Annotated in this window: 26 protein-coding genes and 2 tRNA genes; 14 read left to right on the forward strand and 14 right to left on the reverse strand. The window is 43.0% G+C overall.

The genetic code is table 11. The annotated features are described in order from the left end of the window. Positions 1-13 precede the first annotated feature (13 nt). From AB6E52_RS03545 to AB6E52_RS03565, 5 genes are all read left to right on the forward strand, one after another. The gene (locus tag AB6E52_RS03545) at positions 14-913 is read left to right on the forward strand and encodes a YafY family protein (protein ID WP_102320107.1); all 900 of its coding nucleotides are present in this window, start codon (positions 14-16) and stop codon (positions 911-913) included. A 97-nt stretch (positions 914-1,010) separates the two neighbouring features. After that, positions 1,011-1,727, forward strand: a complete 717-nt coding sequence (locus AB6E52_RS03550) for an SGNH/GDSL hydrolase family protein (protein WP_102320106.1) — start codon at positions 1,011-1,013, stop codon at positions 1,725-1,727. Further along, positions 1,724-3,016 carry a hypothetical protein gene (locus AB6E52_RS03555; RefSeq protein ID WP_102320105.1) on the forward strand — a complete coding sequence of 431 codons (1,293 nt, stop codon included), beginning with the start codon at positions 1,724-1,726 and terminating at the stop codon, positions 3,014-3,016. Before AB6E52_RS03550 ends, AB6E52_RS03555 begins: the two co-directional genes overlap by 4 nt. Positions 3,017-3,066: 50 nt before the next feature. Further along, the gene (locus AB6E52_RS03560; RefSeq protein WP_102320104.1) at positions 3,067-3,684 is read left to right on the forward strand and encodes a hypothetical protein; all 618 of its coding nucleotides are present in this window, start codon (positions 3,067-3,069) and stop codon (positions 3,682-3,684) included. Positions 3,685-3,686: 2 nt separating this feature from the next. Beyond that, positions 3,687-4,133 (forward strand): hypothetical protein, encoded by a 447-nt coding sequence (locus AB6E52_RS03565; protein WP_102320103.1) that lies wholly within the window; start codon positions 3,687-3,689, stop codon positions 4,131-4,133. 521 nt (positions 4,134-4,654) lie between these two features. Here AB6E52_RS03565 and AB6E52_RS03570 read toward each other — a convergent pair. Next, a tRNA-Val gene (locus AB6E52_RS03570) sits at positions 4,655-4,731 on the reverse strand. Between the two features lie 70 nt (positions 4,732-4,801). Further along, positions 4,802-4,878, reverse strand: a tRNA-Val gene (locus tag AB6E52_RS03575). A 758-nt stretch (positions 4,879-5,636) separates the two neighbouring features. Between AB6E52_RS03575 and AB6E52_RS03580 the strand changes: the two genes are divergently transcribed. Beyond that, positions 5,637-6,650 (forward strand): porin, encoded by a 1,014-nt coding sequence (locus tag AB6E52_RS03580; RefSeq protein ID WP_102320102.1) that lies wholly within the window; start codon positions 5,637-5,639, stop codon positions 6,648-6,650. Positions 6,651-6,777: 127 nt separating this feature from the next. Here AB6E52_RS03580 and AB6E52_RS03585 read toward each other — a convergent pair whose 3' ends face one another. Beyond that, positions 6,778-7,437 carry a DUF2726 domain-containing protein gene (locus AB6E52_RS03585; protein ID WP_017065541.1) on the reverse strand — a complete coding sequence of 220 codons (660 nt, stop codon included), beginning with the start codon at positions 7,435-7,437 and terminating at the stop codon, positions 6,778-6,780. A gap of 273 nt (positions 7,438-7,710) precedes the next feature. Here AB6E52_RS03585 and AB6E52_RS03590 point away from each other — a divergent pair, with 273 nt between their 5' ends. Further along, a complete protein-coding gene (locus tag AB6E52_RS03590) occupies positions 7,711-7,896 on the forward strand; it encodes a hypothetical protein (protein WP_017059179.1) in 186 nt (61 codons plus the stop codon). A gap of 135 nt (positions 7,897-8,031) precedes the next feature. On the opposite strand, the gene AB6E52_RS03595 is transcribed toward AB6E52_RS03590, so the two are convergent. Continuing rightward, the gene (locus AB6E52_RS03595; RefSeq protein ID WP_102320101.1) at positions 8,032-9,990 is read right to left on the reverse strand and encodes a GGDEF domain-containing protein; all 1,959 of its coding nucleotides are present in this window, start codon (positions 9,988-9,990) and stop codon (positions 8,032-8,034) included. A 262-nt stretch (positions 9,991-10,252) separates the two neighbouring features. On the opposite strand from AB6E52_RS03595, the gene AB6E52_RS03600 reads away from it, so the two are divergent. Then, positions 10,253-11,359 (forward strand): M20/M25/M40 family metallo-hydrolase, encoded by a 1,107-nt coding sequence (locus AB6E52_RS03600; protein WP_017065539.1) that lies wholly within the window; start codon positions 10,253-10,255, stop codon positions 11,357-11,359. Between the two features lie 108 nt (positions 11,360-11,467). Here the strand turns inward: AB6E52_RS03600 and AB6E52_RS03605 are convergent, their stop codons facing one another. Both AB6E52_RS03605 and AB6E52_RS03610 read right to left on the reverse strand, forming a co-directional pair. Next, on the reverse strand, positions 11,468-11,890 hold the full coding sequence (locus tag AB6E52_RS03605; RefSeq protein WP_017065538.1) for a DUF3859 domain-containing protein: 423 nt from the start codon (positions 11,888-11,890) through the stop codon (positions 11,468-11,470). A gap of 74 nt (positions 11,891-11,964) precedes the next feature. After that, positions 11,965-12,333, reverse strand: coding sequence for an ATP-binding protein (locus AB6E52_RS03610; RefSeq protein ID WP_102320100.1), 369 nt, complete (start codon positions 12,331-12,333; stop codon positions 11,965-11,967). Between the two features lie 275 nt (positions 12,334-12,608). Between AB6E52_RS03610 and metA the strand changes: the two genes are divergently transcribed. Both metA and pilW read left to right on the forward strand, forming a co-directional pair. Further along, the gene (gene metA / locus AB6E52_RS03615; RefSeq protein WP_017059174.1) at positions 12,609-13,550 is read left to right on the forward strand and encodes a homoserine O-succinyltransferase; all 942 of its coding nucleotides are present in this window, start codon (positions 12,609-12,611) and stop codon (positions 13,548-13,550) included. A 169-nt stretch (positions 13,551-13,719) separates the two neighbouring features. Continuing rightward, entirely contained in the window at positions 13,720-14,487 is a 768-nt protein-coding gene (pilW, locus tag AB6E52_RS03620; protein WP_102320099.1) for a type IV pilus biogenesis/stability protein PilW, read from the forward strand. Positions 14,488-14,577: 90 nt separating this feature from the next. Here the strand turns inward: pilW and rlmF are convergent, their stop codons facing one another. Continuing rightward, on the reverse strand, positions 14,578-15,900 hold the full coding sequence (gene rlmF, locus AB6E52_RS03625; RefSeq protein WP_017066172.1) for a 23S rRNA (adenine(1618)-N(6))-methyltransferase RlmF: 1,323 nt from the start codon (positions 15,898-15,900) through the stop codon (positions 14,578-14,580). Positions 15,901-15,904: 4 nt separating this feature from the next. Next, a complete protein-coding gene (locus AB6E52_RS03630; RefSeq protein ID WP_102320098.1) occupies positions 15,905-16,402 on the reverse strand; it encodes a YgjP-like metallopeptidase domain-containing protein in 498 nt (165 codons plus the stop codon). Between the two features lie 153 nt (positions 16,403-16,555). On the opposite strand from AB6E52_RS03630, the gene AB6E52_RS03635 reads away from it, so the two are divergent. Continuing rightward, positions 16,556-16,792: a glutaredoxin family protein gene (locus tag AB6E52_RS03635; RefSeq protein ID WP_004734934.1), complete on the forward strand. Its 237-nt coding sequence runs from the start codon at positions 16,556-16,558 to the stop codon at positions 16,790-16,792. A gap of 89 nt (positions 16,793-16,881) precedes the next feature. Here the strand turns inward: AB6E52_RS03635 and AB6E52_RS03640 are convergent, their stop codons facing one another. Beyond that, positions 16,882-17,754, reverse strand: a complete 873-nt coding sequence (locus tag AB6E52_RS03640) for a LysR family transcriptional regulator (protein ID WP_102320097.1) — start codon at positions 17,752-17,754, stop codon at positions 16,882-16,884. A 110-nt stretch (positions 17,755-17,864) separates the two neighbouring features. Here AB6E52_RS03640 and AB6E52_RS03645 point away from each other — a divergent pair, with 110 nt between their 5' ends. Continuing rightward, complete coding sequence (locus AB6E52_RS03645) at positions 17,865-19,064, forward strand: MFS transporter (RefSeq protein WP_102320096.1); 1,200 nt, start codon at positions 17,865-17,867, stop codon at positions 19,062-19,064. Positions 19,065-19,149: 85 nt separating this feature from the next. Beyond that, complete coding sequence (locus AB6E52_RS03650) at positions 19,150-19,716, forward strand: DUF1415 domain-containing protein (RefSeq protein WP_017059169.1); 567 nt, start codon at positions 19,150-19,152, stop codon at positions 19,714-19,716. Positions 19,717-19,744: 28 nt separating this feature from the next. On the opposite strand, the gene AB6E52_RS03655 is transcribed toward AB6E52_RS03650, so the two are convergent. Then, positions 19,745-20,815, reverse strand: coding sequence for a diguanylate cyclase domain-containing protein (locus AB6E52_RS03655; protein WP_102320095.1), 1,071 nt, complete (start codon positions 20,813-20,815; stop codon positions 19,745-19,747). A gap of 213 nt (positions 20,816-21,028) precedes the next feature. Here AB6E52_RS03655 and AB6E52_RS03660 point away from each other — a divergent pair, with 213 nt between their 5' ends. Then, the gene (locus tag AB6E52_RS03660) at positions 21,029-21,604 is read left to right on the forward strand and encodes a nucleoside triphosphate pyrophosphohydrolase family protein (protein ID WP_017059167.1); all 576 of its coding nucleotides are present in this window, start codon (positions 21,029-21,031) and stop codon (positions 21,602-21,604) included. Positions 21,605-21,777: 173 nt separating this feature from the next. Here the strand turns inward: AB6E52_RS03660 and AB6E52_RS03665 are convergent, their stop codons facing one another. From AB6E52_RS03665 to AB6E52_RS03680, 4 genes are all read right to left on the reverse strand, one after another. Then, a complete protein-coding gene (locus AB6E52_RS03665) occupies positions 21,778-22,266 on the reverse strand; it encodes a GNAT family N-acetyltransferase (RefSeq protein ID WP_017068284.1) in 489 nt (162 codons plus the stop codon). 311 nt (positions 22,267-22,577) lie between these two features. After that, positions 22,578-22,757 carry a hypothetical protein gene (locus AB6E52_RS03670; protein ID WP_017095358.1) on the reverse strand — a complete coding sequence of 60 codons (180 nt, stop codon included), beginning with the start codon at positions 22,755-22,757 and terminating at the stop codon, positions 22,578-22,580. A 170-nt stretch (positions 22,758-22,927) separates the two neighbouring features. Continuing rightward, positions 22,928-23,443 carry a hypothetical protein gene (locus AB6E52_RS03675; protein ID WP_102320094.1) on the reverse strand — a complete coding sequence of 172 codons (516 nt, stop codon included), beginning with the start codon at positions 23,441-23,443 and terminating at the stop codon, positions 22,928-22,930. Positions 23,444-23,628: 185 nt separating this feature from the next. Beyond that, positions 23,629-24,144, reverse strand: a complete 516-nt coding sequence (locus tag AB6E52_RS03680; RefSeq protein WP_017068282.1) for a hypothetical protein — start codon at positions 24,142-24,144, stop codon at positions 23,629-23,631. Between the last annotated feature and the right edge of the window lie 105 nt (positions 24,145-24,249).

Consider the following 24,249-nt stretch of genomic DNA (forward strand, 5'->3'; position numbering starts at 1 on the left):
TTTGAGTAGTTTAATGATCGAGCAAGCACAAACTCTAACAACAAAAATAAACAAAAAGACACTACTACGCTTCCAAGTCATAGAAATCATCGCCTATTGGGAAGGTCGAGTGACCACAAAACACTTGTGCAGCTGTTTCGACATTGGAAGGCAACAAGCCTCTAGAGAAATTAACACCTACAAGGTTGAACATGCTCCTAGCAACCTCGAATATGACATGCAAAATGCTGGCTATACCGCATCAAAGAACTTTCAACCACTCTTTACTCGGGGTAGTGTCGACGAGTACCTTAACCTATTAGCACTTAATGAACGTCTCGTGTCCAAAAACAATCATTCCGCACTTGGGTTTCGGGAAGTTACCTCAGTGATGCCTCCTACACGGGCGATTGACCCCGTTATAATGCGCGCACTCGTGAGAGCAATCAGCAAAGGACGGAGATTAGAAATTGAATATTTGTCGATGAGTTCGACAGTACCAGAGGCTCGAGTTATCGCCCCCCACTCATTGGTAGAGACCCCTCTGCGCTGGCATGTTCGAGCGTACTGTGAAAAAAACAGAGCCTATCGTGATTTCGTGTTAAGTCGCTTTATTGGTGAACCTGACATTCTCGATGCTTCCCCCAATCCAATAGAAGAAGACAGTGATTGGAACACACCCATTAATCTTATACTACAAGCCGATCCTCGACTTAATAACCATCAAGTGTCTCTAATAGAGAGAGATTACGGGATGTGCGACGGGGAGCTTGTCATACCAAGCAGGTTGTCACAGGTAAACTACCTCATTCATGGTCTAGGGCTAAGCCTCAATCACGTGCAAACAGAGCCAGGGCACCAGCAAGTCTGGATTAAAAATCGTGAAGAGCTCTCCCGTTTACTGCAAGAACGAGGGCTACTAAAACGCCTTTAATACGCTGTCAAAATGAAGCATGTACCATTTTGCGACACTTACGCATTCGCATTTAGACAAGTAAAGTAAGTGCAACGCTCGACAACAGGTATAGATCATGAATATCAAAGTCAGTGAACCCACTGCCCGGTACTTAACCGATCAAATCGTCTTACTTGGCGATTCTATATTTGACAATGCCCCCTATGTGAGTGACGGGGAATCGGTAGCAGAGCAATTAACAAACTTAATCCGAACTGAAGGGATAAATGAGGCTAAGGGCGATAATGCCGCGAGAACTGAAGTCGAATTACTTGCTGTTGATGGACACGTTATGGCCAATGTTCCGAGCCAAATAGCCAGAGCTCGCTCAAAGACATATTTCAATATGCAATGTGCGTTTCTTTCGTGTGGCGGCAACGATTTACTGGGTTATTCTGCTGCGGGCTTACTTGAAATTGACGCCAATAACATTAGTGACGCGTTAAGTTCACTGCACCAGGTAAGGGAGAGCTTTCGTCGAGACTACCGACACGTTTTGGCCGTTGCGCTTAGAAAATTTCCAAAACTTACGGTTAGCACCATTTACGATGGGATCCCCAAACTGTCTAGTGCGGAAATCGTCGCCCTAGGGCTGTTTAATGAAGTCATTCTAAGAGAGGCTGCCGAACATCATATACCCGTACTCGACCTTCGCGTTATTTGTAACCAAGCCCAAGACTACGCCCCCGCCTCTCCGATTGAACCTTCTAAACACGGTGCGGCGAAAATCGCTCAAGCAATCTTAACCCAATACAACCAGTACAATGAAAAGATCAGGGAGATCAACCAATGAGCCTAACCAAAGAGTGGTTTGAACAGCGCGACCAGTTCATCGCAGAGCAGCGAGAACTTGGGAACTACACCCTAGATACAGCACTGGAAGCGCTTAACGCTACTCCTGCTTACTTTTTTGACCTCGGCATTTTGACTCAGCGCGAGTTTTCCACTAATACTACAAATTTTACCGAGTTAACAGCAATTGGTGGGCTGTTCTTTGTCGAACAATGTCAACAGATCTTCATTACACCTGAAAAACTCAACACGCTAAAACTCGCGCTCGAAGATTGGGACAATTTCTCCATCGATTGTCAGCTGCACCAGTCTGAATTTACGGGCAAACTTTCAGCAAGAAATCAAACTCATTTCGAGTTCAAAGTCGATGCAAGACTCTTCAACCACCGACTAAAGTTCCGCATTGAAGATACACGCAATGAGCTCGCACTATTTATAAGTGGCGATGATTCAAAGCAACTGTTGAAGGTTTGGAATGATTTTAGCCAATGCGTTGGCTTAATTGAAAATCAAGATAAATCACCAACCAACATAGACATCGCTACAGATAATGATGCCATCAATACATTGTGCAACCCTTGGCACCCAATCGTCCAACGCTACTTTCGCAGCCAAATGCATCAGGTCGGCTTTAAACACAATTTGAAAATCCTAAAGTGCGAAATTGAACAAACGTATTCCGTTCCCAACTCTGAGTGGCACTCGCTTACTCAGACCTTTGATCTCGTCAGGCCTAGTCGATTAGACAGTATTGATGATCCACATCTAGGTTCTGGTCATGAGATTGAGGTTCAACAACTTGATCCAAACGCCATTAATCAATTTGGCATGATTGACACGCAAGCACTAAAGACTGCAATGCTAAAAGTAGACAATAGGCAGCGTTATTGTTTGGCGAAGCCCGGCGACATTTTGCTATATAAAAGCATAAATAAGAAAAAAGTGAACGTTGCTTATTATTCAGCAGAACACCAGAAAGAATTTGTATGCGCCGATCGTTTTTGCGTACTGCGACCGACCACATTCGGCCCATGGAATGGAAAACGCCTGTTCTTATTCTTAAAGTCACAGACAGGCCAAACTTTGCTTGAATACACCTTCAGAGACTTTTCAGTGAATGCTCTCGCGCAACTACGGTTGACACCCCGTCAACTCAATTCACTCGAAATTCCGAATCTAAAGCCCGCTCAAGCCCTAGATCTGGACGAGAAATACCGCCGATTAGAGCAGTTAATCAATGAAAAGAATGATATCGAAGCGCAGATAACCACTCTTATTCAATCACAGTAAACGAACCGCTCTCCGCGATTAGTGCACACATTACAGTATTAGGAAACAATATGGATTATCCAGAGCCGCCAGTAACTAAAGAAGAGATTGCAACCTTTGAAAAGCTCGATGAAATGAACAAAGAAATGAAATCTATGTACATCAAAATTTCACCTACAGCGCCTGTATTGCCACAAACACTCGATGATGACTTATCAGAAGAGCAAGAGCGGCTACTACTTGCAAAGTGTCCAACTATTCACTTGTCCGCGACCACCAGCCATGGACAGATCACGGCATTTTTGATTGAACTGTTCGCCTATTATTTCGAACTACCACAGGACAAGATCAAACCTGACAGTGACCTGGCCGATGATATTGAGCGCATGGTATGGGCTCGAGAGCTGGGCGTGTCGTTTGAGGATGTCACCTACGGTCGGATATTTTGTGGTCAAGACGAAGATGGTAATGCCGTCGGCGGCATGGAAGATAAAGGTATCATGATTGCGACGATGTTTATGCTCGACTTTTCCGACCTTGTCGGCATTAAGGAAGTAGACGATGCAGCCGACGCGACATTTGAGGCAATGGATGATGAGTTTGGTAGTTACTACGATTGCGCTACGATTTCGGATTTAGCGGATTTGATTTTCACAGTTTGTGAAAAGCTAAAACTAACACAGGAATGAACATGAGATATCAATGGAAAAAATTAAATAACCAACAAAAAGGAACATATGGTGAGTACTTTGCAAAAATGGAATTTACCATGTTCGGTTTCGAAGTTTACACAGCGGAAGTAGACGATAGAGGAATTGACTTTATCGCGCGCAAAGGTGGCCAGTTTTTCGAAGTTCAGGTTAAGACTATCACTAATGAAAATCAGCAATTTATTACTGAATCAAAACTTAAATCTAGCGCTAGTTTCTTGGTCGTTCTTGTTCGCCTCGTAGAAGGGGAAAGCCCTACGATTAGCGTATTTTCTGGGGATATGTGGTGCTCTGAGGATGGTTTACTCATTTATAAAAGTTATGAAGGCCTAAAAAGTGCGCCTGAATACCGAATACAATTAACGAAGAGACGAGTCCCATTGTTAGAAAAGTACTCCTTTGAAAAGTTTGCAGCAACAATCCATTAATCAACCCAGATAGCAGTCTTTGAAAGGTGTTAAAAATAATTGATTAACAAATAAGGATAAGTATCGCACAGCCGACACTTTATCTGGTTGTTGAACAAGCCCGCCCTACATTAAGTAAATTGCTCGGATATGCAGAAGAAAGTCTCCCAACACTGATTGACAGACGAGCGACACCAAGAAGTAACGAGGGTCATCATTCGGTACTTGCAATCCATTCTTTGCCAAAACTCAGCTTATGCGAAACATGTAGATTAGAGCACTGAATCTACATGATTTCTGTCCAAAAGTAAGCTGAAGTCTGAGGGCTTATTGGCAACTTATTTCGTTCTTGTAAAACTAACCGTATCCATTGAACGTGGGCACAGCATGGGCACGAAAGGAACTAATTGTGCCTAACCAGACAAGAGTCAGCTGAAACAAAACCATTGAGGCTGATACGAAATGAATAACTATGCAAATGTGAGAGGTGCAAAAAAGCCCACACTAGGTGGGCTTTTTTGCTTGTTCATAAAGAACGAATTTGGTGCCCGCTACTGGACTCGAACCAGTGACACCTTGCATGTCATGCAAGTACTCTAACCAACTGAGCTAAGCGGGCGATGTTCTAATTTCTTATTACTACCATTGTGACAAACTCAATAGTTATGCAATAAAAACTAAAGAAGGAATGGTGCGTCCGAGTGAACTCGAATCACCGACCCCCGCCATGTCAAGGCGGTACTCTAACCAACTGAGCTACGGACGCATTCCCTTAAAACGCCAACGATGATATCCATGATAAACAGATGGTGCAAGTATTAACTGGCATCTTGCGATTCGTTTGCTCACTTTGCAATCAAAGACATAACAACATGTCGATTTTACACCCAGATTATCGTCAAACCGCTGAAAAACAAAGTTTAGTTAGAAAAAATTCTAATCCTTGATGACAACCAATTAACTAACCTAATGTGTTCAATTTGGGATTTTTGTTGTCTATACCGTTTTTCTTGGCCTTTACAGTAACCATACAGGTATAGATCAATGCCTATATTTAGTGTCAAAAATTTTGCTTGCCCATTGGGTTACCGTAGTATTTTGATCATTATAAGTGAAAGGCACGCAGAGGCTTTGTAACTCACTGAAATACATCATTCATAAAAATCACCACGATTTTGTAATCGTCGTCATCGAATTACTAGGCCGCAATGACTAAATTCGGATTTTTCATATAAAGTGGCCGGGTTATTACCAACATACATAAATACGATAGCACTCTATAGTCGAAAAACATCAGCTACAATTAATCTCCCTCAAGAGCAACAATCTATAAGCAATTCAAAACCCAACCCCACACATCATAGCTATTTTGAATACATACAGCACAGTAATACATAATGAAATTTGCATAATGGTAAAGCGCGCCTATATTCATAACCTGTAGGAATCAATAATCTAAATTCAATGCTATACGTGAATTTATGGTTTGCGATAAATACAAGTGTGAAAAATAGGGAATAAATTATGAAAAAATCACATATCGCCATTGCAGTGGTGAGCATACTATCGACATCTGCCGTATCGGCGGCGACCATTTATGAGACAGATGAAACAGTATTCAATATCGGCGGCCGCGCAGAAGTTCGAGGGAATTTCTCTGATGCGAATAAAAGTGCTGGTAATAGTAGCACCTATAGTGATAGATCACGTGTCCGCTTAAGTGTCGATGGCACACAAAAAGCGTCGGACGATGTTTCCTTTTTTGGGAAATATGAATTCGAACTAACAGAGTCTGAAGATGGCGCATCAGATGATATCGGCATTAACACTCGATTCTTATATACGGGTGTTCAAACCAATCACGGTAACGTCTATTATGGCCACCAAAATAATGCCGTTACCTACTTAACCGATTGGACGGATATGGCTGAAACCTTCAGCGGCTATATCAATGAATACACGGTGTCGACTGCTGATCGAGCAAAAAATGTTTTACGTTATGAACTGACAAGCGACAACATCACCTTTCAAATTGATGGCAATTTCAATTCAGATAGTGAATCAGCACAAAGTGACGGCTTCGGTGCAGTTGTCGCCGGCAGCACTTCGATTGGGTTAGATATTGGCGTCGGTTATGCGTCAAGTGATGAAACCTATGGCGCTGGGACAGATACAGAAACTTCTGATGCCTATATTGGTGCGGTTAAGTACACCAACGATCAGGGGGTTTGGTTCGCCGCACTCTATCAATTTGGTAGTATTTCAGGTCTAGGCGTAAAAGATTCAGACTACGATTCTGCCGATGCTTACTTGGGATACTCGTTTGGTGCCAACACCGTCAACCTGACCTACAGCTACTTTGAAGCTGACGATATTGCAGATTACGACATTAACTTTATCGGTCTAGAATACGCACGTTATATTGGCGATGTGGCCTTCTTTGGTAGTTATAAGTTTAACATGTTAGACGAGGGCGAAGGTGGGCAAGGCGATAACGACGAAGATGAGCTACAGCTCGGTATGCGTTACGCGTTTTAGTCTAAACCAATCCACTTAATATTAGTAAAGCCGAGCATAATCAATGCTCGGCTTTTTAGTTTGTATAACTTATTCGTATCTAAGCGATTGAATGGAGTCCAACCGGATGCATTACTATCGATACCAACTATTCTTCAACATCGAATACAACGTTGTAGTTTTCGGTATAGGTGCAGTTTGGCTGGCGGCTACAAGTGAAGAAGCGTCGGCCTTTGTAATCGCCTTGGCTTGCCAGTTTGATGATCATTGGGCTACCACACTTCTTACAAAATCGCACTTCTTTTGATGGCTCGATTAAATCGATGTGTGCTGCCAGTAACCTCTTCAAACGGCTCACTTGGTAGCTGTGTTTAATAGATGCACCAATCAGAGGTAAACCTGCCGATTTACACACGTGAATTAGTAGCTTTTCGCGATCGACTTTCCCTTTATTGAGCTCTTTGCCGTTATCAAGTTCGATAATAACGCGGGGCTCTAGCGTTCGCGGGTCGCAAACAACAAAGTCGAAGTAACTACGTGAGATCTTGTTGTTGGCGATAAACCAATTCTTCTTATTGTTCGTCTTAGCAGGAACAAGTACGTTCGACATGCTGACTTTAGCAAACACTTCCCCATGGTTGCCCACAGCTGATTTTAGCGCATTATAGAATGTCGCCTGTTGCGCCGACATCAACGCGCCTTTCTTCTGATAAGCGTGGTCTTTGGTGTCATCGTGTTTCACCACATACTTTTGAATAAAGTAAAAGAACACAACCAGAACAATTACAACGATAAAGATATTAGTCATTTTCCAACACAATCAAGTCTGTATAGGGATTAAGAGAGTAGCTAGCGTATGTAGAAAAGCATCACCTGGCAAGCAAAAGAGCGAGAGTCGCCAACCAGAATCACGACCTTTGAGCGCAGTGCCCAACGAGAGGTCGCTCCTTCGCTAGACACACCTCTCTTATTTTGATAATTAAATCATCAATTACACTCTAGATTGATTTAGATCAATTTACCTAGATTTGTGATCAACTAGTCTGAAAAACGTTAGGCAAATGTTAATAAGGAAATTGATATGGAACTTAAACAAGACCCAAGATGTTATACCGACGTATGTGTAGATGGTAAATGGTTCCACTATGACCACTGCGGAACCCAAGCCTACATGTTAAAGGGAGGAGCTTCGGCTGTGATTGAACTCGCTAGCGAACCAGCGACAGAAGGCGAATTGGTTGAAATGCTTCAAGGTGTCGCTAAGTAACCCACCAAGCCAAATCACAGTATGAATTAAGCGAATAAGAGTAAATAGCCGTATTAGTTCAGATAAGCACTCTTATTCGCTTAGTTATTGAAGTTCAGGTTTCTTGATTGCAGGGGATTAACTAAGTTTAGGAACTCAAATGATAACGACTTTATTGCGCCCTGACTGCTTAGCTTGATACAAAGCATCGTCTGCCGATTTCAAGTGTTTCTTATAGGTACGGCTATTCAACTGTTGCTCCGTTAGATGAGTCGTCGCACCAATCGATGTGGTTAATTCTAATGGGCCAGAATGCGTTTCAATCGCTCGGTCAGCGATCGCTTGCCTTATAAGCTTAAGCTCTTTATTAGGATCTTGATTCCCAGCCAGCAACAAAACAAACTCTTCCCCACCCCATCTTGCCACTACATCGTTTGTTGATAAGATTTTCTCTAAACGCTTAGCGACTTCCACCAGCACTTGGTCACCAATATCATGGCCATAAGTGTCATTAACTTGTTTGAAGCGGTCTAAATCTAGAATAGCGAGCGTATACCCAAACGACGACAAATGATGTGGCATCGGCTGAGTTAACCGTTGCTCTAAGTAACGCCTATTGTATAAGCCTGTCAGTTCGCATCTTGTTGATTGCTTAAGTAGTTCTTTGTTGGTCTTCTGGATCGAGCGTAACCTTATCAATAGTAACGTGGCGCTTATCATCACCATGATACCCAAAGCGACGACGATTCGATTCCGTAATTGCTGCTTATCTAATGTCAGCTCACCCAACTCTTTTTCTGCGTTAAGCAGTTCGTTTTCTTGAGCTAATGATGCCGTAGCGAAATCTTGCTCGAGTAAAAAGATATCACTCTGGCGCTTATCAAATAGCAGCGCTTTATTACCCTTGTAATAGAGCTTGAAGTAGCGAAGTGCGTTCTCGCTGTCGCCTCTTGAATCATAGTATTCAGCAAGTGTTCTTAAGCCGAGGACCTTCCAGCTGCGAGTCCCCACAACATCGAACATTGCAGACGATCGCTTTAGATCAGCAAAAACAAAATTATCTCGGTTCAAACCAATGTTCGCTAAGGCTCTATTTAGGTAACACTGCCCCAATTGAAGTGTGTATTTGTCCACGCCTGGGTATCTAAGACACAAGTTTGCGACTTGTCGTGCTGACTCAAAGTTCTTTTCCGCCAACAACACATCACTCTCTGCTTTTAATAGGATGATTTTGTATCGTTCACTCACGTTATCGCCATTTATCTTAGCCGCACTTTGATATGCTTCTCGGCCTTTGACTAAATCACCACTGCGCAGATAAGCAAAAGACTCATTCACATGCAGCACGCCGATGGTAGACGCTTCGAGTAGTCCACTCTTGTAATAGAGCTTTTTGGCTCTTTTAATCAGCTTGAGCGCTTTAGGCCAGTCTTCCAAATAGATATAAAGCAGTGCCATATTTGACACTAACTTGCTGTTGTAGATGTGATGAGGGTACTTCTTACCAAGGTCTAAACCTTTATGGAAAAAGTATTGAGCTTCAGGAAAGTCATTGCGGATGTTATTGATGACACCAGCCGTGTTATAGGCCTTAATCAACAACTCTTCATAGTGAAGCGATTCTGCGATATCTATCGCTGCTCTGATTTGGATTTCAGATTCCGCTAGCTCACCCTTACTGATGTATTCAATCGCCAATTCAACGAGAGATTGGGCCTTTAGCCAACCCATATGTTCGTGTTGTGCGAGTGCTTTAATCTGCCTGACGTATTCGGAAACCGCTTTGGTATCCAACTTATGTTGCGCGAGGTTGGACAAAATCATCAATTCGTAAGCACGATAGATGGCTTTATCTTGGTCTGGGAACTTGGCTTGGAGAGCCTCAAGTTGTTGGGAAGCTAAATTAGGGTCACCGCGAGATACATCGAGAATATCGATCAACGCAGATCCATATTGAGAGAGTGATAACTCTTTCTCTGGACTATAAACACTCGGGTTTTCAGGGCGAATATGCTTTAAATCGTCGTCATAAGTTGGATAGAGCAAATACAGCCCCAGCACAATACTCATCAGCACCACGAAAAGGAATGAACCTAACACATTGTTTCTATTCATTTATCAGGGCCATTATTGATTGAATTCCAATTTTATTGACGTTTTTTTTAAGAGCGGTCAAACATTATACCCGACAGATATACAGATTAAAATCCTGCGCACTGGTGGATCTGAATTGGGTTTTTCTCATTAATTAGAATAATCAGGCAACTTTCTTGATTTAACTCAGACAATCATCTACCTCATTGGCGTTATAGTGATTTTCCTGTTCCTACCTCCGCGGCTTCTTTTTGAACAAGCGGAAGCATAATGAGAATTAACAATGACCCAAATTAATGAACAACGTCTTGTAGAACATTTCTGCGATCTAGTGAAAATTGATAGTGAATCTCGTAACGAAAAAGCGATTGCTGAAGCTTTGGCTGAGCAACTCGGTGAACTAGGTTTTGAAGTTCACAAACTGGCGGTTCCTGAAGAAGTATCTAACGGTTTCAACATCTACGCTCGTCTAGATGGCACTCTTCCAGGTAGCACAGTGTTCAGCTGCCACATGGACACAGTAACGCCAGGCATCGGCATTGAACCAATCATCGAAGACGGTATCATCCGTTCAAAAGGCAACACAATTCTAGGTGGTGACGACAAGTCTGGTATCGCAGCTATCATGGAAGCGGTTCGTTGCATCAAAGCAGAAGGCCAAGAGCACAAAACTATCGAGATTGCGTTTACTGTATTCGAAGAAGGCGGTCTGTTTGGTTCTTTGAACTTCGACATGTCTTACATTCAATCTGAGCACGCAATCGTACTTGATACAGGCGGCCCAATTGGCACCATCGTAAACGCAGCGCCTGGCCAACAGAAGATTGTAGCTAACATCAAAGGTCGCCCTGCTCACGCTGGCTTAGCACCAGAAGAAGGCATCAGCGCAATTCAGGTTGCTGCAGACGCAATCACTAAGATGAACCTACTTCGTATCGATGAAGAAACGACAGCAAACGTTGGTATTGTTGAAGGTGGTCAAGCAACTAACATCGTAATGCCAGAGCTTAAAGTCGTGGCTGAAGCACGTTCTCTAAACGGCGAAAAGCTAACGGCTCAAGTTGAACATATGATCTCTACATTCCAAGAAAGTGCTAAGCAGTTCGGCGCTGAAGTAGAAATCGAATCAACTCGTGCTTACGATGCATTCGTTATTGCAGACGATCATCCGCACATTCTTTCTATCAAATCGGCGTTTGAGAAGCTTGGCGTCACAGCGAACACTAAACGCACTGGCGGCGGTAGCGATGCAAACAACTTCAACGCAAAAGGCCTGACAACAGTTAACCTTTCTACTGGTATGGCGAAAGTTCACACCACTGAAGAGTACATTGCAGTGAAAGACATGGTCGCAATCACTGAGTTTGTTGTGGCTTACGTAACGCAATAATCGAATCCATTAGTTGGGTAGTCACTTCTATCTAGCACAATGAAAAAAGCCGAGACATCATCACGATGCTCGGCTTTTTGTTGTTTAGGTGAACATAGTAGGTCGAACCTAAAACCCTCTACGCTTCCAGAATTGGCCTTCGTCTTTTGCTACTAGGTCGAATGTCTTGTCGGCGATGATGTTGCCTTTTAGCTCAACCGTCATGCGCCACTTTCCTAGCTTGTTCGAGACAGGAGCCCAGATAGTGTCACCTAAGTAGAAATCCCAGTCATTGTTACCGACATACTCCTCACCATCAAACGGTTCGAGCACTTCACCTTTGTCTGTGGTGATGTTTGGGTGATAAATGCAGTAACGAATCTTTTCGCCTTTGGCTTTCTTGATATTCAAGATATAGCCAAATTCCACATCGATTTCGGCATCAACGGTAGTGGTGAACTTTTGGATTTTTGGAAGATCTTTAGATTTGGAATCCCATGTGGAATAGATACCATAAGAAGTCATGTCGACCACAACAGAGCGCTTTGCCATTTCAATCGTTACCTTGAAGTTGTTCTATTAATTTAATTCTATTTGCCATTCAGCCAAGCTGGATAAGCACGAGGCTATTCTTGCCAGTCTTTTGCCATGCGCTTAATCACAGACGGTTCGATGTCGTGAATGCTGCCATATTGCTCTCGGCATACTTCGATGATCAAGTCAGCTTTGTATTTTCTTGCAAGTTGACGGTAAGCCTTCATTTCCCAATGCTTAATAAAGGTATTCGAAACAACCACATCCAACCCTTGCTTCAAGCCATTTTCTGCCGTGTTCTTACACCACCCATGAGCTTGTTGCAGCTGCCTAGGGTCAAAATGGTACTCACCTTGCTCATTCACGTAATACATATCCGCTTCGACATGCAATGCATCGTAGGTTTTTGCTTTTGTTGATTTGCCAGAACCGGGCAACCCTCGAATGAGTATTAACTTCATCTGTCACTTTACAGGCTAATTCGAAAACATGAGTTTATCGTAAATAGTAAAGAGTTGCTCTGATAACTGCCTCTGCTCAGCATCCGAAAACCAACTACTTAAACACGACTCAGATAATCACTGAATACAATGAGACTCCCCTCGAAGTGCGGGTATTGCTTCTGATAGAAAACACAAATAATTTACATCTAGCCATTTTGCATATCGACAAGCGTACCAAACTACTATAGATTTAGATGTATAGACGTCTACATATCTAGCTTAGGGAGAAAGCTGTGCCTATTCGCATTCCAGACCAATTGCCAGCATCCGATGTTCTTCGTGAAGAAAACATCTTCGTTATGCCGTTATCAAGAGCATCGACACAGGAAATTCGTCCACTTCGAGTCTTGATCCTCAACCTAATGCCGAAGAAGATTGAAACTGAAACTCAATTTTTACGCCTACTATCGAACAGCCCATTGCAAGTTGATGTAGAGCTGCTGCGCATTGATGATCGACCAAGTAAAAACACACCGACTGAACACCTTGATAACTTCTATCGCCAATTTGAAATGGTCAAAGGAAGAAACTTTGATGGATTGATCATCACTGGTGCGCCGCTTGGCTTGGTTCAATTTGAAGATGTTATCTACTGGGACCATCTGAAAACCATCATGGAATGGGCAAACAAGCACGTTACTTCAACTCTATACGTGTGTTGGGCGGCTCAGGCTGGTTTGAAATTACTGTATGATTTGCCAAAACGCACGCGTAAAGAGAAGTTGTCTGGTGTTTATAATCACGAGATACATAACCCATACCACCCTATTTTACGTGGCTTCGACGATACATTCTTAGCTCCGCACTCTCGCTATGCGGACTTCTCTCAAGAGTACTTAGCAGAGCATACCGACCTTGATGTTCTTGCGACTTCTGATGTTGCGGGTGTATATCTAGCGGCGACCAAAGATAAACGAAACGTGTTTGTAACCGGTCACCCCGAGTACGACTCTCATACACTTCACAATGAATACATTCGTGATTTGGGTGAAGGCATGGAGCCTGTGATTCCAATCAACTACTACCCGAACAACAATCCAGACAACAAACCGGTTGCAAGTTGGCGTAGCCACGGACACTTGTTGTTCTCAAATTGGCTAAACTACTGCGTTTACCAACAAACGCCTTACGATCTGGATCACTTCAGCGAAGACAACTTTACCAAAGACGATTAAGTTCTTTCTTCCGATTCAAAAACACATAAAGCCGTGTTCAGTATGTTGTTGATAAAACGACGAATTGGACGCGGTTTTTTTATGGTGTGTGGGTCGCATTCCATGATAGATTTACGACTTCAATGGGTTTGATTTCATATGATGGGTTGGTGTTCATAAGGAGCTTCACATGCCTGCCAAGCCATCATTTTCAAATCCGATTTCGTTGTCCCGCCCTCTTTCGTTATCAAGTGTGGTACTACTTGCCTCGCTTTCCTTGGCCGGTTGTGTCTCTGTCACTGAAGGACCGCCAAAGATTGAAAGTGATCCTATCGCGATGTCTGAATCTCGAATCGAATTAGGTTTGGGCTATATGGGACAAGGCAATATGGTGAGAGCGCGTGAAAACCTTGAGCTCGCGATTAAACACGCACCTAGCTACTACCGTGCTCGGCTTTCAATGGCGCATTACTACGAACAAGTGGGTGAAGTAGATGAAGCGAGAAGCACTTACCGCAAAGCACTCAGTCTTGATTCAAGAAATGGCAATGTATTGAACAACTACGGTACCTTCTTGTGTAAACAGGGCGAATACGAACAAGCCGATAATTACTTCAATCGCGCCATCGACCAACCCTACTACTACTTGGTGTCTGCAAGTTATGAAAACGCCGCGTTTTGCGCATTTAAGGCTGGCAATACAGACCAAGCGAAGTACTACTTCAGCAGAGCGATTGACCACGATCCAAACCGCGTGAAATCGATACTACAGTTATCAAAAATTGAAGTGAGTGACGCCGATTACAATGACGCTCGAATCCGTTTATTCAAATTCCACCAGCGTTATGGCTACCAAATTCCATCGCTTAAAATCTTGGTCGAGCTCGAAAACAAAGCAGGTAACAGTGCTCTAGAGAAGAAATATCAGAGTAAGTTAGATGAGTTACTTTCTGCTTAGCGCATATGAAAAACACAAAAAAACGGGCTTGTTGCGTTAACAACAAGCCCCTACGTAATTTCAACTTAATATCTTAACTAAGTGCAGCCGCTATTTTAGCGCGATCCACTCTTGTCTTTGCTCATCGTCCATAAAGGTCCATGCGATAAAGCGACTTACCTTCTGGCCTTGTGACATCTCGACGACTTTCACTTGTTTAGCTCTAAGCTTGCCAAGCTCTGAACGAACCATATCGACGTTATCTTTCTTAGAAATCAATGTCGTAAACCACAAAACTTGAGTAGCAAAAAGTTGACTCTCTCTTGCCATCTTCATAATGAAAGCGGCTTCACCACCTGGGCACCAAAGCTCGGCTTTTTGACCACCAAAGTTTAAGGTTGGTTTAGCTTGCTTAGTTGATTTATCTAACTTAACTGGCTTCTTGTTCGTTTCAGGCTTGAATGACTGACCGGCTTTCTTAGCACGGTTCGCCGCTAGATTATCCAGTTTACGTTGTGACCCCTTTTCAGCCTCTTCAAGAGAGCTGTGGAATGGAGGATTACAAATAGTGACATCGTAACGTTCATTATCCTTAATCACGCCCTTAAAGATAGATTCAGAGTCAGCTTGTAGGCGAGCGCGGATCTTACCTTTTAGATTAGGGTTGCTTTCCGCTATGAAGTTCGCTGTTTTGATGGAGACTGAATCAACATCTGTCCCTGTACAACGCCACTTATACTCTGTCGCACCAATGATTGGGTAGATACAGTTTGCACCGACACCAATATCTAATGCTTTCACAGACGCGTGGTTATAGGGTTCACCTTGGCCATCGCTATTAAGGATGTCGGCCACTCTGTGAATGTAGTCTGCACGACCAGGAATTGGCGGGCACAAGTAACCAGCAGGAATATCCCAATGTTTAACGCCATAGTGATGCGCCAACAAAGCTTTGTTGAGTAGCTTAACAGCCAATGGATCAGAGAAATTAATGGTGTCTTCGCCAACCGGATTCTTGATCAGATGCTCTTTTAGCTCAGGCAAGGCTGCAACTAGTAACTCGAAGTTATAGCGGCCAGTGTGCTGGTTTCTTGGGTGTAATCCACCTTGAGGTTTTTCAGCCGAGCGTCTTTTCTGAGCTGCGTTCTTGTTAAAAGCCGTTTTATTGAAAGAACCCTTATTCGATGATCCTTTATTGGCACCCGGTTTACCTCTGCTATCTTTTGCAAAAGGTCGCTTTGCTTTGTTATTGCCCGCGCCTTTAGGTGCACTATTCTTGCGGCTTTTATCAGATGTGTTCTTTGTAGAAATACGCTTGTCGCTGCTTGGCTTAGCTGTACTTGGCTTAACATCAGCTTGGTTGTCTTTTGTTTTTGCTGATGAAGTGCTGTTTTTCGACAGGCTTAGCGTCGTTCTATTTTGTGATTGGCTCATTGGGCTACTTCTTTAAATCTAAATACATCATGAATAAACGGGCATCCAACTCAAGTTGATGATATTCCGATTCCATGTGACAGCATAGTTGGTAAAAGGCTTTGTCGTGCTCTTTCTCTTTGATATGCGCCAGTTCGTGTACCACCAGCATTCTTAGCAAAGGTTCTGGTGCATTTTTAAAAACACTGGCGATACGAATTTCATTCTTTGATTTGATCTTTCCACCGTGATTCTTAGCAACGTAAGAATGCAGACCTAACGCATTATTGATTAGGTGTATCTTACCGTCATAAATCACTTTACTGATCGGTGGCGTTTTTTTCATGTAGCGATTTTTAATCTCTATCGCATAGTCAAACAGGGCTTTCTCGCTTTTTATTTCATGATTCTTTGGGTAGCGAGCTTCAAACCACGGCACCAATTTACCTGATTCAACAAGTTGAGTTACCGGGTCGAGAATGTGCTTCGGGTAGCCTTGAATATAGCGTAAAGAAGGATGCATGCTGAAAGACCGTACAAGTTACACCACGACAATATGTTGTGGTCTTGAAAATTGAGCCGCATAGTGTAACTGATCACACTTTTCTAATCACCTAGGATTCGTTACACTTTAGCGAGATTCACCAAGAGCTACACTCAAAAAGAGATTGTAAAAATGAAACGTGTTGTATTGTACGTCGCAGACAAATGCCCGCACTGTAAAGATGCACAACGCTATTTGGATTCGAAGAAAATTGAATATCGCCTAACGAATGCAAAAATGCAGCGTGGCCGTAAAGAATTACAGGCGATGGGTGCTCGCTCTATCCCTGTGCTGAAAATCGGTGACCAAGTGATGGTCGGCTGGAATCAGAAAAACTTCGATAAGATGTATAACTCAAAGAACACCTAACGTGCTCTGAGCCAGTCATACTTCTATACAACAAAGCCCGAATATCCAACCTAGGATACTCGGGCTTTGTTTATTTAAATCTTACTCAATCACACATACCGCTTAACGAAATCAATAAAGGTTCTGTCGGCTTTCGACAAATACCCTTCCTTTCTCCAGGCCAAAGATAGATTCAGTTTTACAGGGTCTTTAAATGGCACGCCTATCACGTCTTTCTCATATTCCGTCACTAAGCTCAACAGCGCGGTGATCGCAAACTCTTGTTTAACGATAGAAAGAATCATCGGGAGCAAGTTGGTTTCAAACGCAATGGTCATATCAAGATCGTACTTCTTACAGGTCGCATCAATAAAATCGCGGTGGAAATAGCCCGATTTGAACATGATCAGCTCTTGAGCAAAGAATTCTTCAAAGGTCATCGAAGGCTGTTGTGCTAACGGATGCTCCTTACCGACAACGGCGACCATCTCAGAACTTAACAGATGATCCGTTTCCAAATCATCAGGAACGTTCTCATGATTAATTACACCAATATCGAGTTCGCCGTTTAACAGCATTTCACGAATCGATGCGGTGCCAGCATCAATCAAGGTCAACTTTAGGTTTGGGTATTGGCTTTTAAATGCCATCACGACTTGGGGGAAAAAGTAGCTGCCCATCATGCTTGGAGCGCCTAATCGAACCTCGCCTTTTTCTAGTCCCTTTAGTTCATTCATCGCAAGCTGAGCATCATCAAACTGCTGAGCAATTCGCTTCGCATGCTCAAAAAGTACCTTTCCCTCTTCCGTTAAGGTGACGGTTCTATCTCCACGACGGAATAAAATCAACTCAAGCGTCTGTTCTAGTTTTTTAATGGAGATACTCAATGCAGGCTGTGCGATATGCAGCGCCTTGGCCGCCTGAGTAAAGTTACCAAACTGAGCAACAGCCAGAAAATGTCGAAGTGGTTTTGATTCAAGCATGTCGATATATTTTATATATGGAGGTGATATCTTTAATATATTTCTTTAATCGCGCCTGTACTGATAACTTGTTCACAAATAGCTTACTAACTCGCGCAGGCACAACGTAAATGTTTGATAAAGGCAGTCCTCAATACAAACGTATCACTCAATCATTGGCGATTGGTTCATTTATCATTTTCTGTAACCTTTACCTCTTTCAGCCTATCTTGCCGCACATGGCGGAGCACTTCCAAGTATCTGAAACTCAGATCAACTGGCTGTTTGCCGCGACAACGCTAGGGCTTTCCATCAGTTTGGTGCCTTGGGCAATCGCTTCTGAAACCTTTGGTCGAAAACCCATTATTCTGTTCAGTCTGTTCGCTATTCCTTTGATTGGATTGAGCATGGTGTTCACAACCACTCTACTGCAACTTGTTATTGCCAGAGCATTCATGGGAATCGCAGTCGCTGCTTTTGCGGGCGTGGCGGTTGCCTATATGGTGGAAGAGCTATCACCCAAAGCATTTGCAGTCGCGATCGGTGGTTATATTGCAGCCAACTCACTAGGTGGAATATTCGGGCGTGTATTGGGTGGCTTGATTACGGATTATTTTGACTGGCACGCAACGGTTTTGTTTTTCGTGGTCGGCTCCTTAATCGGCGCTCTCTATATTGCGTATAGCCTGCCTGACCAACAAAACTTCAAACCTCAGAAAGGGTTGTTCTTTCATCATAACCGCTCGGTTGTGATGCACTTAAGAAACCGTACCTTGTGGCTCGCGATGTTGATTGGTGGCGCTAACTTCGCGCTGTTCGTTAACTTGTATTCAGTAATGGGCTTTAGGTTGGTATCCGAACCTCACTCAGTGCCTGTTGGTTTAGCTTCACTGATATTCCTATGTTACTTGGCCGGTACGGTAAGCTCTAAGCTCTCCAACAAATGGACACTTCGCTTTGACCCGTTAAGCGGAATATTGATGGGCGTGTGTATTAGCTTAATCGGAATGCTAATTTCTGCCGTCGACAAAGTTCCGTTCATGCTAGCAGGCTTGTTATTGATAAGTGGCGGCGCGTTCTTCGCCCATACCCTTGCCTACTCTTGGGTAAGTCAAAAAGCACCGAGCGCTAAGGCAACGGCAACCGCTCTTTACTTAGTACACTATTACATAGGCGGGAGCTTGGGTGGTTTCTTACTCTTGTATTGCTGGCAACTGTTCGGTTGGAATGGCGTGATTGCGGGCGGTTCAATCTTCTATGTTGCGATATTTGCTTGGGTCTACCAATTAAAACAACTTCAAGTATCGGCCTCTAAACTCGCACAAGCATAGGTACGACTGAGGTTGTAACTCAATTATTGCTTTTGATTGACGTTCGTTCTGATATCCTACGCAAAATTTCATTTCGGAACCTGTTATGTCGAACACTCAAAGCACAGATCTTCAAACCATCCACGACCAAGTAAAACAGTGGTTAGACGATGTCGTTATTGGCCTAAACCTGTGTCCATTCGCAGCCAAGCCACAACGTAATAAACAGATTAAGATCTTTGTGAGTGAAGCAAATACGGAAGAAGTGTTGTTGCAAGACATCATGACGCATTTCGTAGAGTTAGATAACACGCCAGTCGCGGAATTAGAGACGACTTTAGTTGTTGTACCTAACATGCTGCAAGATTTCTTCGACTACAACATGTTCATTGATTGGATTGAAGCGTTGATCAAGCAAGAAGATTGGGAAGGCGTTTACCAAGTAGCAACCTTCCACCCAGACTATTGTTTTGGTGGTGCGGATCCAGAAGACGATGAAAACCTAACGAACCGTTCTCCGTACCCGGTTTACCATTTGATTCGTGAAGCGAGTATGGAAAAAGTGTTGAAGCACTACCCTAACCCTGAAGCGATTCCTGATACCAACATCGCGAGAGTTGAATCCTTAACTCCGGAAGAACGTCGTCAACTGTTCCCTTATCTGTTCAGCTAATCGCTCAGTTAATCGCTAACAAAATGGCTCATATTCCTGAGCGTTCTTGATGATATGGACGAGAAATGAACTGATCTCGTCCATTTTGTTTCGCAATATACAGGCATTCATCGGCAACTTTGATGAGCTTATCTAACGCCGACATCCTTTCCCCTTTGGTATCCCCTGTACTCAACTCAAAATGACACGCACCGATTGATATAGTGACAGGCTTTCTATCCAGTGTGATTTTCTTCATCTCTTGCAAAAGAGTCATGAACTTATCTTCAACACAACTTGGTGTTTTATTTGGGTACCAAAGAATGAACTCCTCGCCACCAAAGCGCGCCACAAACTCACCTTCTTGAGTGTTATTGCTCAGCACGTTCGCCACTTTCTTTAAGACAACATCACCCATTTGATGACCGTAAGTATCATTAACGACCTTAAAGAAATCGATGTCGACAACCGCTAAGGTTCCCTTTCCTAAAGATCCTTTTAACTGCTCCACTTCTGCGTTCAACGTTTTGAACAAGCAACGTCTATTCGGTAAGTGTGTAAGAGGGTCATAAAGAGCTTGGTACTCTAACTTCTCATTCAGCTCTTTGAGTTTTCGTTCTTGCTGTCTTCTAACCAGCTCCACTTCAATCCATGATGCCATTAGTCTCATCACGTCGACATCGAACTCTTTGAACTCGCGATGATAGGGGGCTGGGCTTGAAAAGTTTAAAGTGCCATAAAGCTCATCATTAACGAAAATCGGGATGCCAATATAAGACTCTAAACCAAAAGACTGGTAAGCGGGATGCGTCGCATACTTATCGTGTTTGCCACAATGCTCAATGCAGATAGGACCAATCGATTTACATGTAATTTCGCAATAGGTTGAACGATAATCGAAGGTGTCACCGCTATTGAGTTCAACCCCTTCTGGCGTAACACAGTGCTCGACTAAATAAGAATTACCCTCGACTTTAGATAAAATACCGATATCAAGGTTGAAGCGTTCAAGCCCCATGATAAGCAGCTGAGCGATCTGAATATCGAAGCCCTTCCGGTAATCATTGGTGACTTGATACAAGCGACGTATAACAATTTCGCTTTCACTGGCTTGGTTCATAACTGGGATCCCACTGCAGCCGAAGTTAATGGCAACATTAATATTTGGTATATTAAGAAGAGTAAAGTGTAAAAAAACATAATAATCAATTGGTTTGTATGCAAAATACCTCATTGGTCCAATGAATAAAAGTCGACTTCTTCGACTTTGCGTTAGCACCCTATTCCTAGCTTTGGTAAAATAATCCATTAACGAAACAGAATGGATAGGAAAATGAACCTTTCTCAACTAAGCCAAGAAATCTACGATCACCTTTACCGCGACATTGAAGAGTTCCGCAGTACTTTTGATCTGCCTGTTGCTGCTCCTGAAACAATGGACGAAAAAGGCGATACGCTACATACCTCTCTAGCGATCGAAGAACTAACAGAACTTGCAGAAGCTGACTCTAAAATCGAACAAGCGGACGCTATCGTAGACAGCGTTTATGTTTTGATGGGACGTCTGGTTCACCTTGGCCAAGCTAAGGTTGAAGACAACCTAGCAATCAGCTACCTGATCGACCTACTGTTGAATGTTTCTAAAAACCGCTCAATTGACTTCTTACCTTGCTGGGACGAAGTACACTCAAGCAACATGAGCAAAGTATGTCGCAACGAAACTGAATATGCTGAAACAGAAGCTTTCTATGCTGAGCAGAACATCAAGCTGATGGCGGTTCAAAAAGGCGAATACATCATCGCTAAGTGTGCGGAAGATTTCGTATCGGAAGGCAAGACAGTTCGCCAAGGTAAAGTACTAAAATCTGTACACTACCGTCCTGCGAACCTTGAGCCACTAACGGCTTAACTAAGTTTACGACTGAACTAAGGTTATGGCTGTAGCTCTTTAAAGCACCAGCGCACCAAAATAGCAAACGCCACGTTTAAATAACGTGGCGTTTTATTATCTGTCAGTTAGTTCTAACTGTGTTAATCGTAGCTGTGTGCTAATTGTACCCGAGTGTTAATAGTAGCTAAGTGCTATACCAGTCGAGCCATATGATAAGCCGCCACATATTCGCCATTTCTGAAAGCGAACCCTGCGGACTCTCCTTCAATCACGAAACCGAACTTCTTATACAGGCTGATCGCTCTTTCATTATCGGTGTATACCGTTAACTCCATTCGCTTGATGTTAATCCAGTTATCACACAAGTCGATCGCGGTCGCGAGCAGCTGACTACCCACACCTTTGCCTAGTACATCGTCTTTAACACCCATACCAAATGAAGCCACATGTCGTCTTCTTGGATTCACGCACACTTCCATTCCCAAGTTGCCAACAATCTCATCGTCGATCATCGCGACATACGAGTACACGTTATCAGGCATATTAGAGATTCGTTTTTGCCAGCTTTCCAGAGATGGATTTGGGAGTTGCAGCGTACCGGTATAAGCATTAGTGCATTCGTAAACTTCTTTTATTCCCTTTGCATCTGACGGTTCAGACCGTCTCACTATAATACTCATCGCAACTCCTACTATTTTCATCGCTAAATATGAAACACATCCTCAATGTGCACCTAGACACACTATCAAATAGTAAATATTTAACAATAGGTTAGATGAAATTGTTTTTATTAGCGCTGATGTGGGGAATGTATGTGGATGATCTGAAGAAGTAAATTTGAGGAATCAAGGTTAATTAAACTGGAGGTAATTCGATATGGGCACCTCGGGTGTGCCCACGCCGCAAAATCTATGGAATTAGTTAGCTTTGGTTCATCATGATCTAACTGATTCTGTTCTGGTTAATCATGAACTAGTTCATCCTGATCTAGTTAATCACGCTCACATTGAACTTGCATGACTTTAAGGTCTGTTGCATTTAGCTTCTCAGCTAGCGCTGCGCCTTCTTCATTACATTGCTCAAGAGTCGTAAATTGGGTGTTAACTTCCATTTCTGCTGTGCTATCAGCGCCACCCATCATTAGGCTTAGAATCAGTGTGAGTTCGTACATAAAATAATCCTCTTTCGAGCTTTAAAAGCATCCATTCGAATAAGATAAAGTGACTAGGATCCACCCTAATTCACTTGTTTCGTTTGAGATAATTCTAGTCATTCACTCGATTCGAGTCTTACCATTTTATGCCAAGAGGTAACAAAGTAAGTACGCTTATCTTATTGGGCTTAGTTGATACTGAGTAAACGCCCTCGTTCGATATCTTGCTCAAGTACCTCTGGTGTCAAGTCGCCATGTCCATGGTGATCGTGATTATGGTTATGGTGATGCCCATGATCGTGGCCGTGTGAATGACTTTGATGTTCATTTGATCTTTGAGCTAACTTATCTGAATCCAAATAAGTGTCAGTCAAATCAGCACAATAATCTTGAGTCCATAAGCGACGAGCGTCGTCATCACTCATGATTTGCTCAGCTTTAGGGCCCAACTTATCCATGTAGTACATCCCCAACTCCTCACCTTCTACATTGGCGTGGTTGATAAGATTCATAAAAGCAGGTTCTTGATTCTCATCTGATAGATGACCATTTTTGTAACACACGGTTAGACCAATAATGTCATCGCCAAGTTGCTCTAATGCAGGGTTAAAATGATTGTGACTGTGATTATGTTCGGCAGCGGCGACAAGCATTGGAGTAAGTAAAACACATGCGATAACCAGTAGCTTAATGGTATTTTTCATGGGATAGACCTTCTGTATTTTCGAATACAAATTTGATTAGTTGGCTGACTTAGCTTCTTGTAAGGTGAGCTAAGCTGAGGGGAACTTCATGAGCATTTCAGCCTGAGTACCCCTCTGTCTCACTACAAATAATCAATGTGATTGGATAACAAGGCTCGATATAACGAGCGTTCTGTAGACAAAAATCACTTATCAACTACGATTCTTGCTGGTGCGATGGTGTAAGTCATTGGCTTCACCTCCCATTCACCTTTTGCTTCCAATGCAACCGCTAGTGCTTGCGCCTCTTCACATACCTTCGCTGGTTTTCCGTCAGCCCAGTATGATGGGCCCGAAGTGTAGCCGCACATCACTGAAAACGTGTGTTGGCCATTCTTTGTGGTGTATTCCGTCATAATGACACCACCTTCTCCATGCGTTATTTTTAGCGAGCCTTCATCGGCGACATGCATTGCATCGGAAGGATTCGGTTTGACATACGTTGTGTAGGTCCCACCATCTGACATGGATTGGTTGTCATACATGGTGTAGCCTTCTTTTTCTGAAGGTAAGGTCAGTTCGTAGTTAGGATCAATATCCGCTAAACGTTCTGAGTTATTCGTCGCACCAGGTTGATAGTTGTGAGCATTGGATTGTCCGTTAGCGAAAACAGACGCTGACACTAAAGATAGAATGACGACCGCTAAAATTGATTTTTTCATAATGAACTCCAGATATTCTAAGCAAAGATGTTGTAAGCAATAGTTTTTATGATTGAGTAAGAGAATGGGTTTATTTACCTAACTTTTTAGGATGTGAGGGCAATA

It is taken from the genome of Vibrio sp. 10N.247.311.13, assembly GCF_041467595.1.
GTDB lineage: Bacteria > Pseudomonadota > Gammaproteobacteria > Enterobacterales > Vibrionaceae > Vibrio > Vibrio crassostreae_C.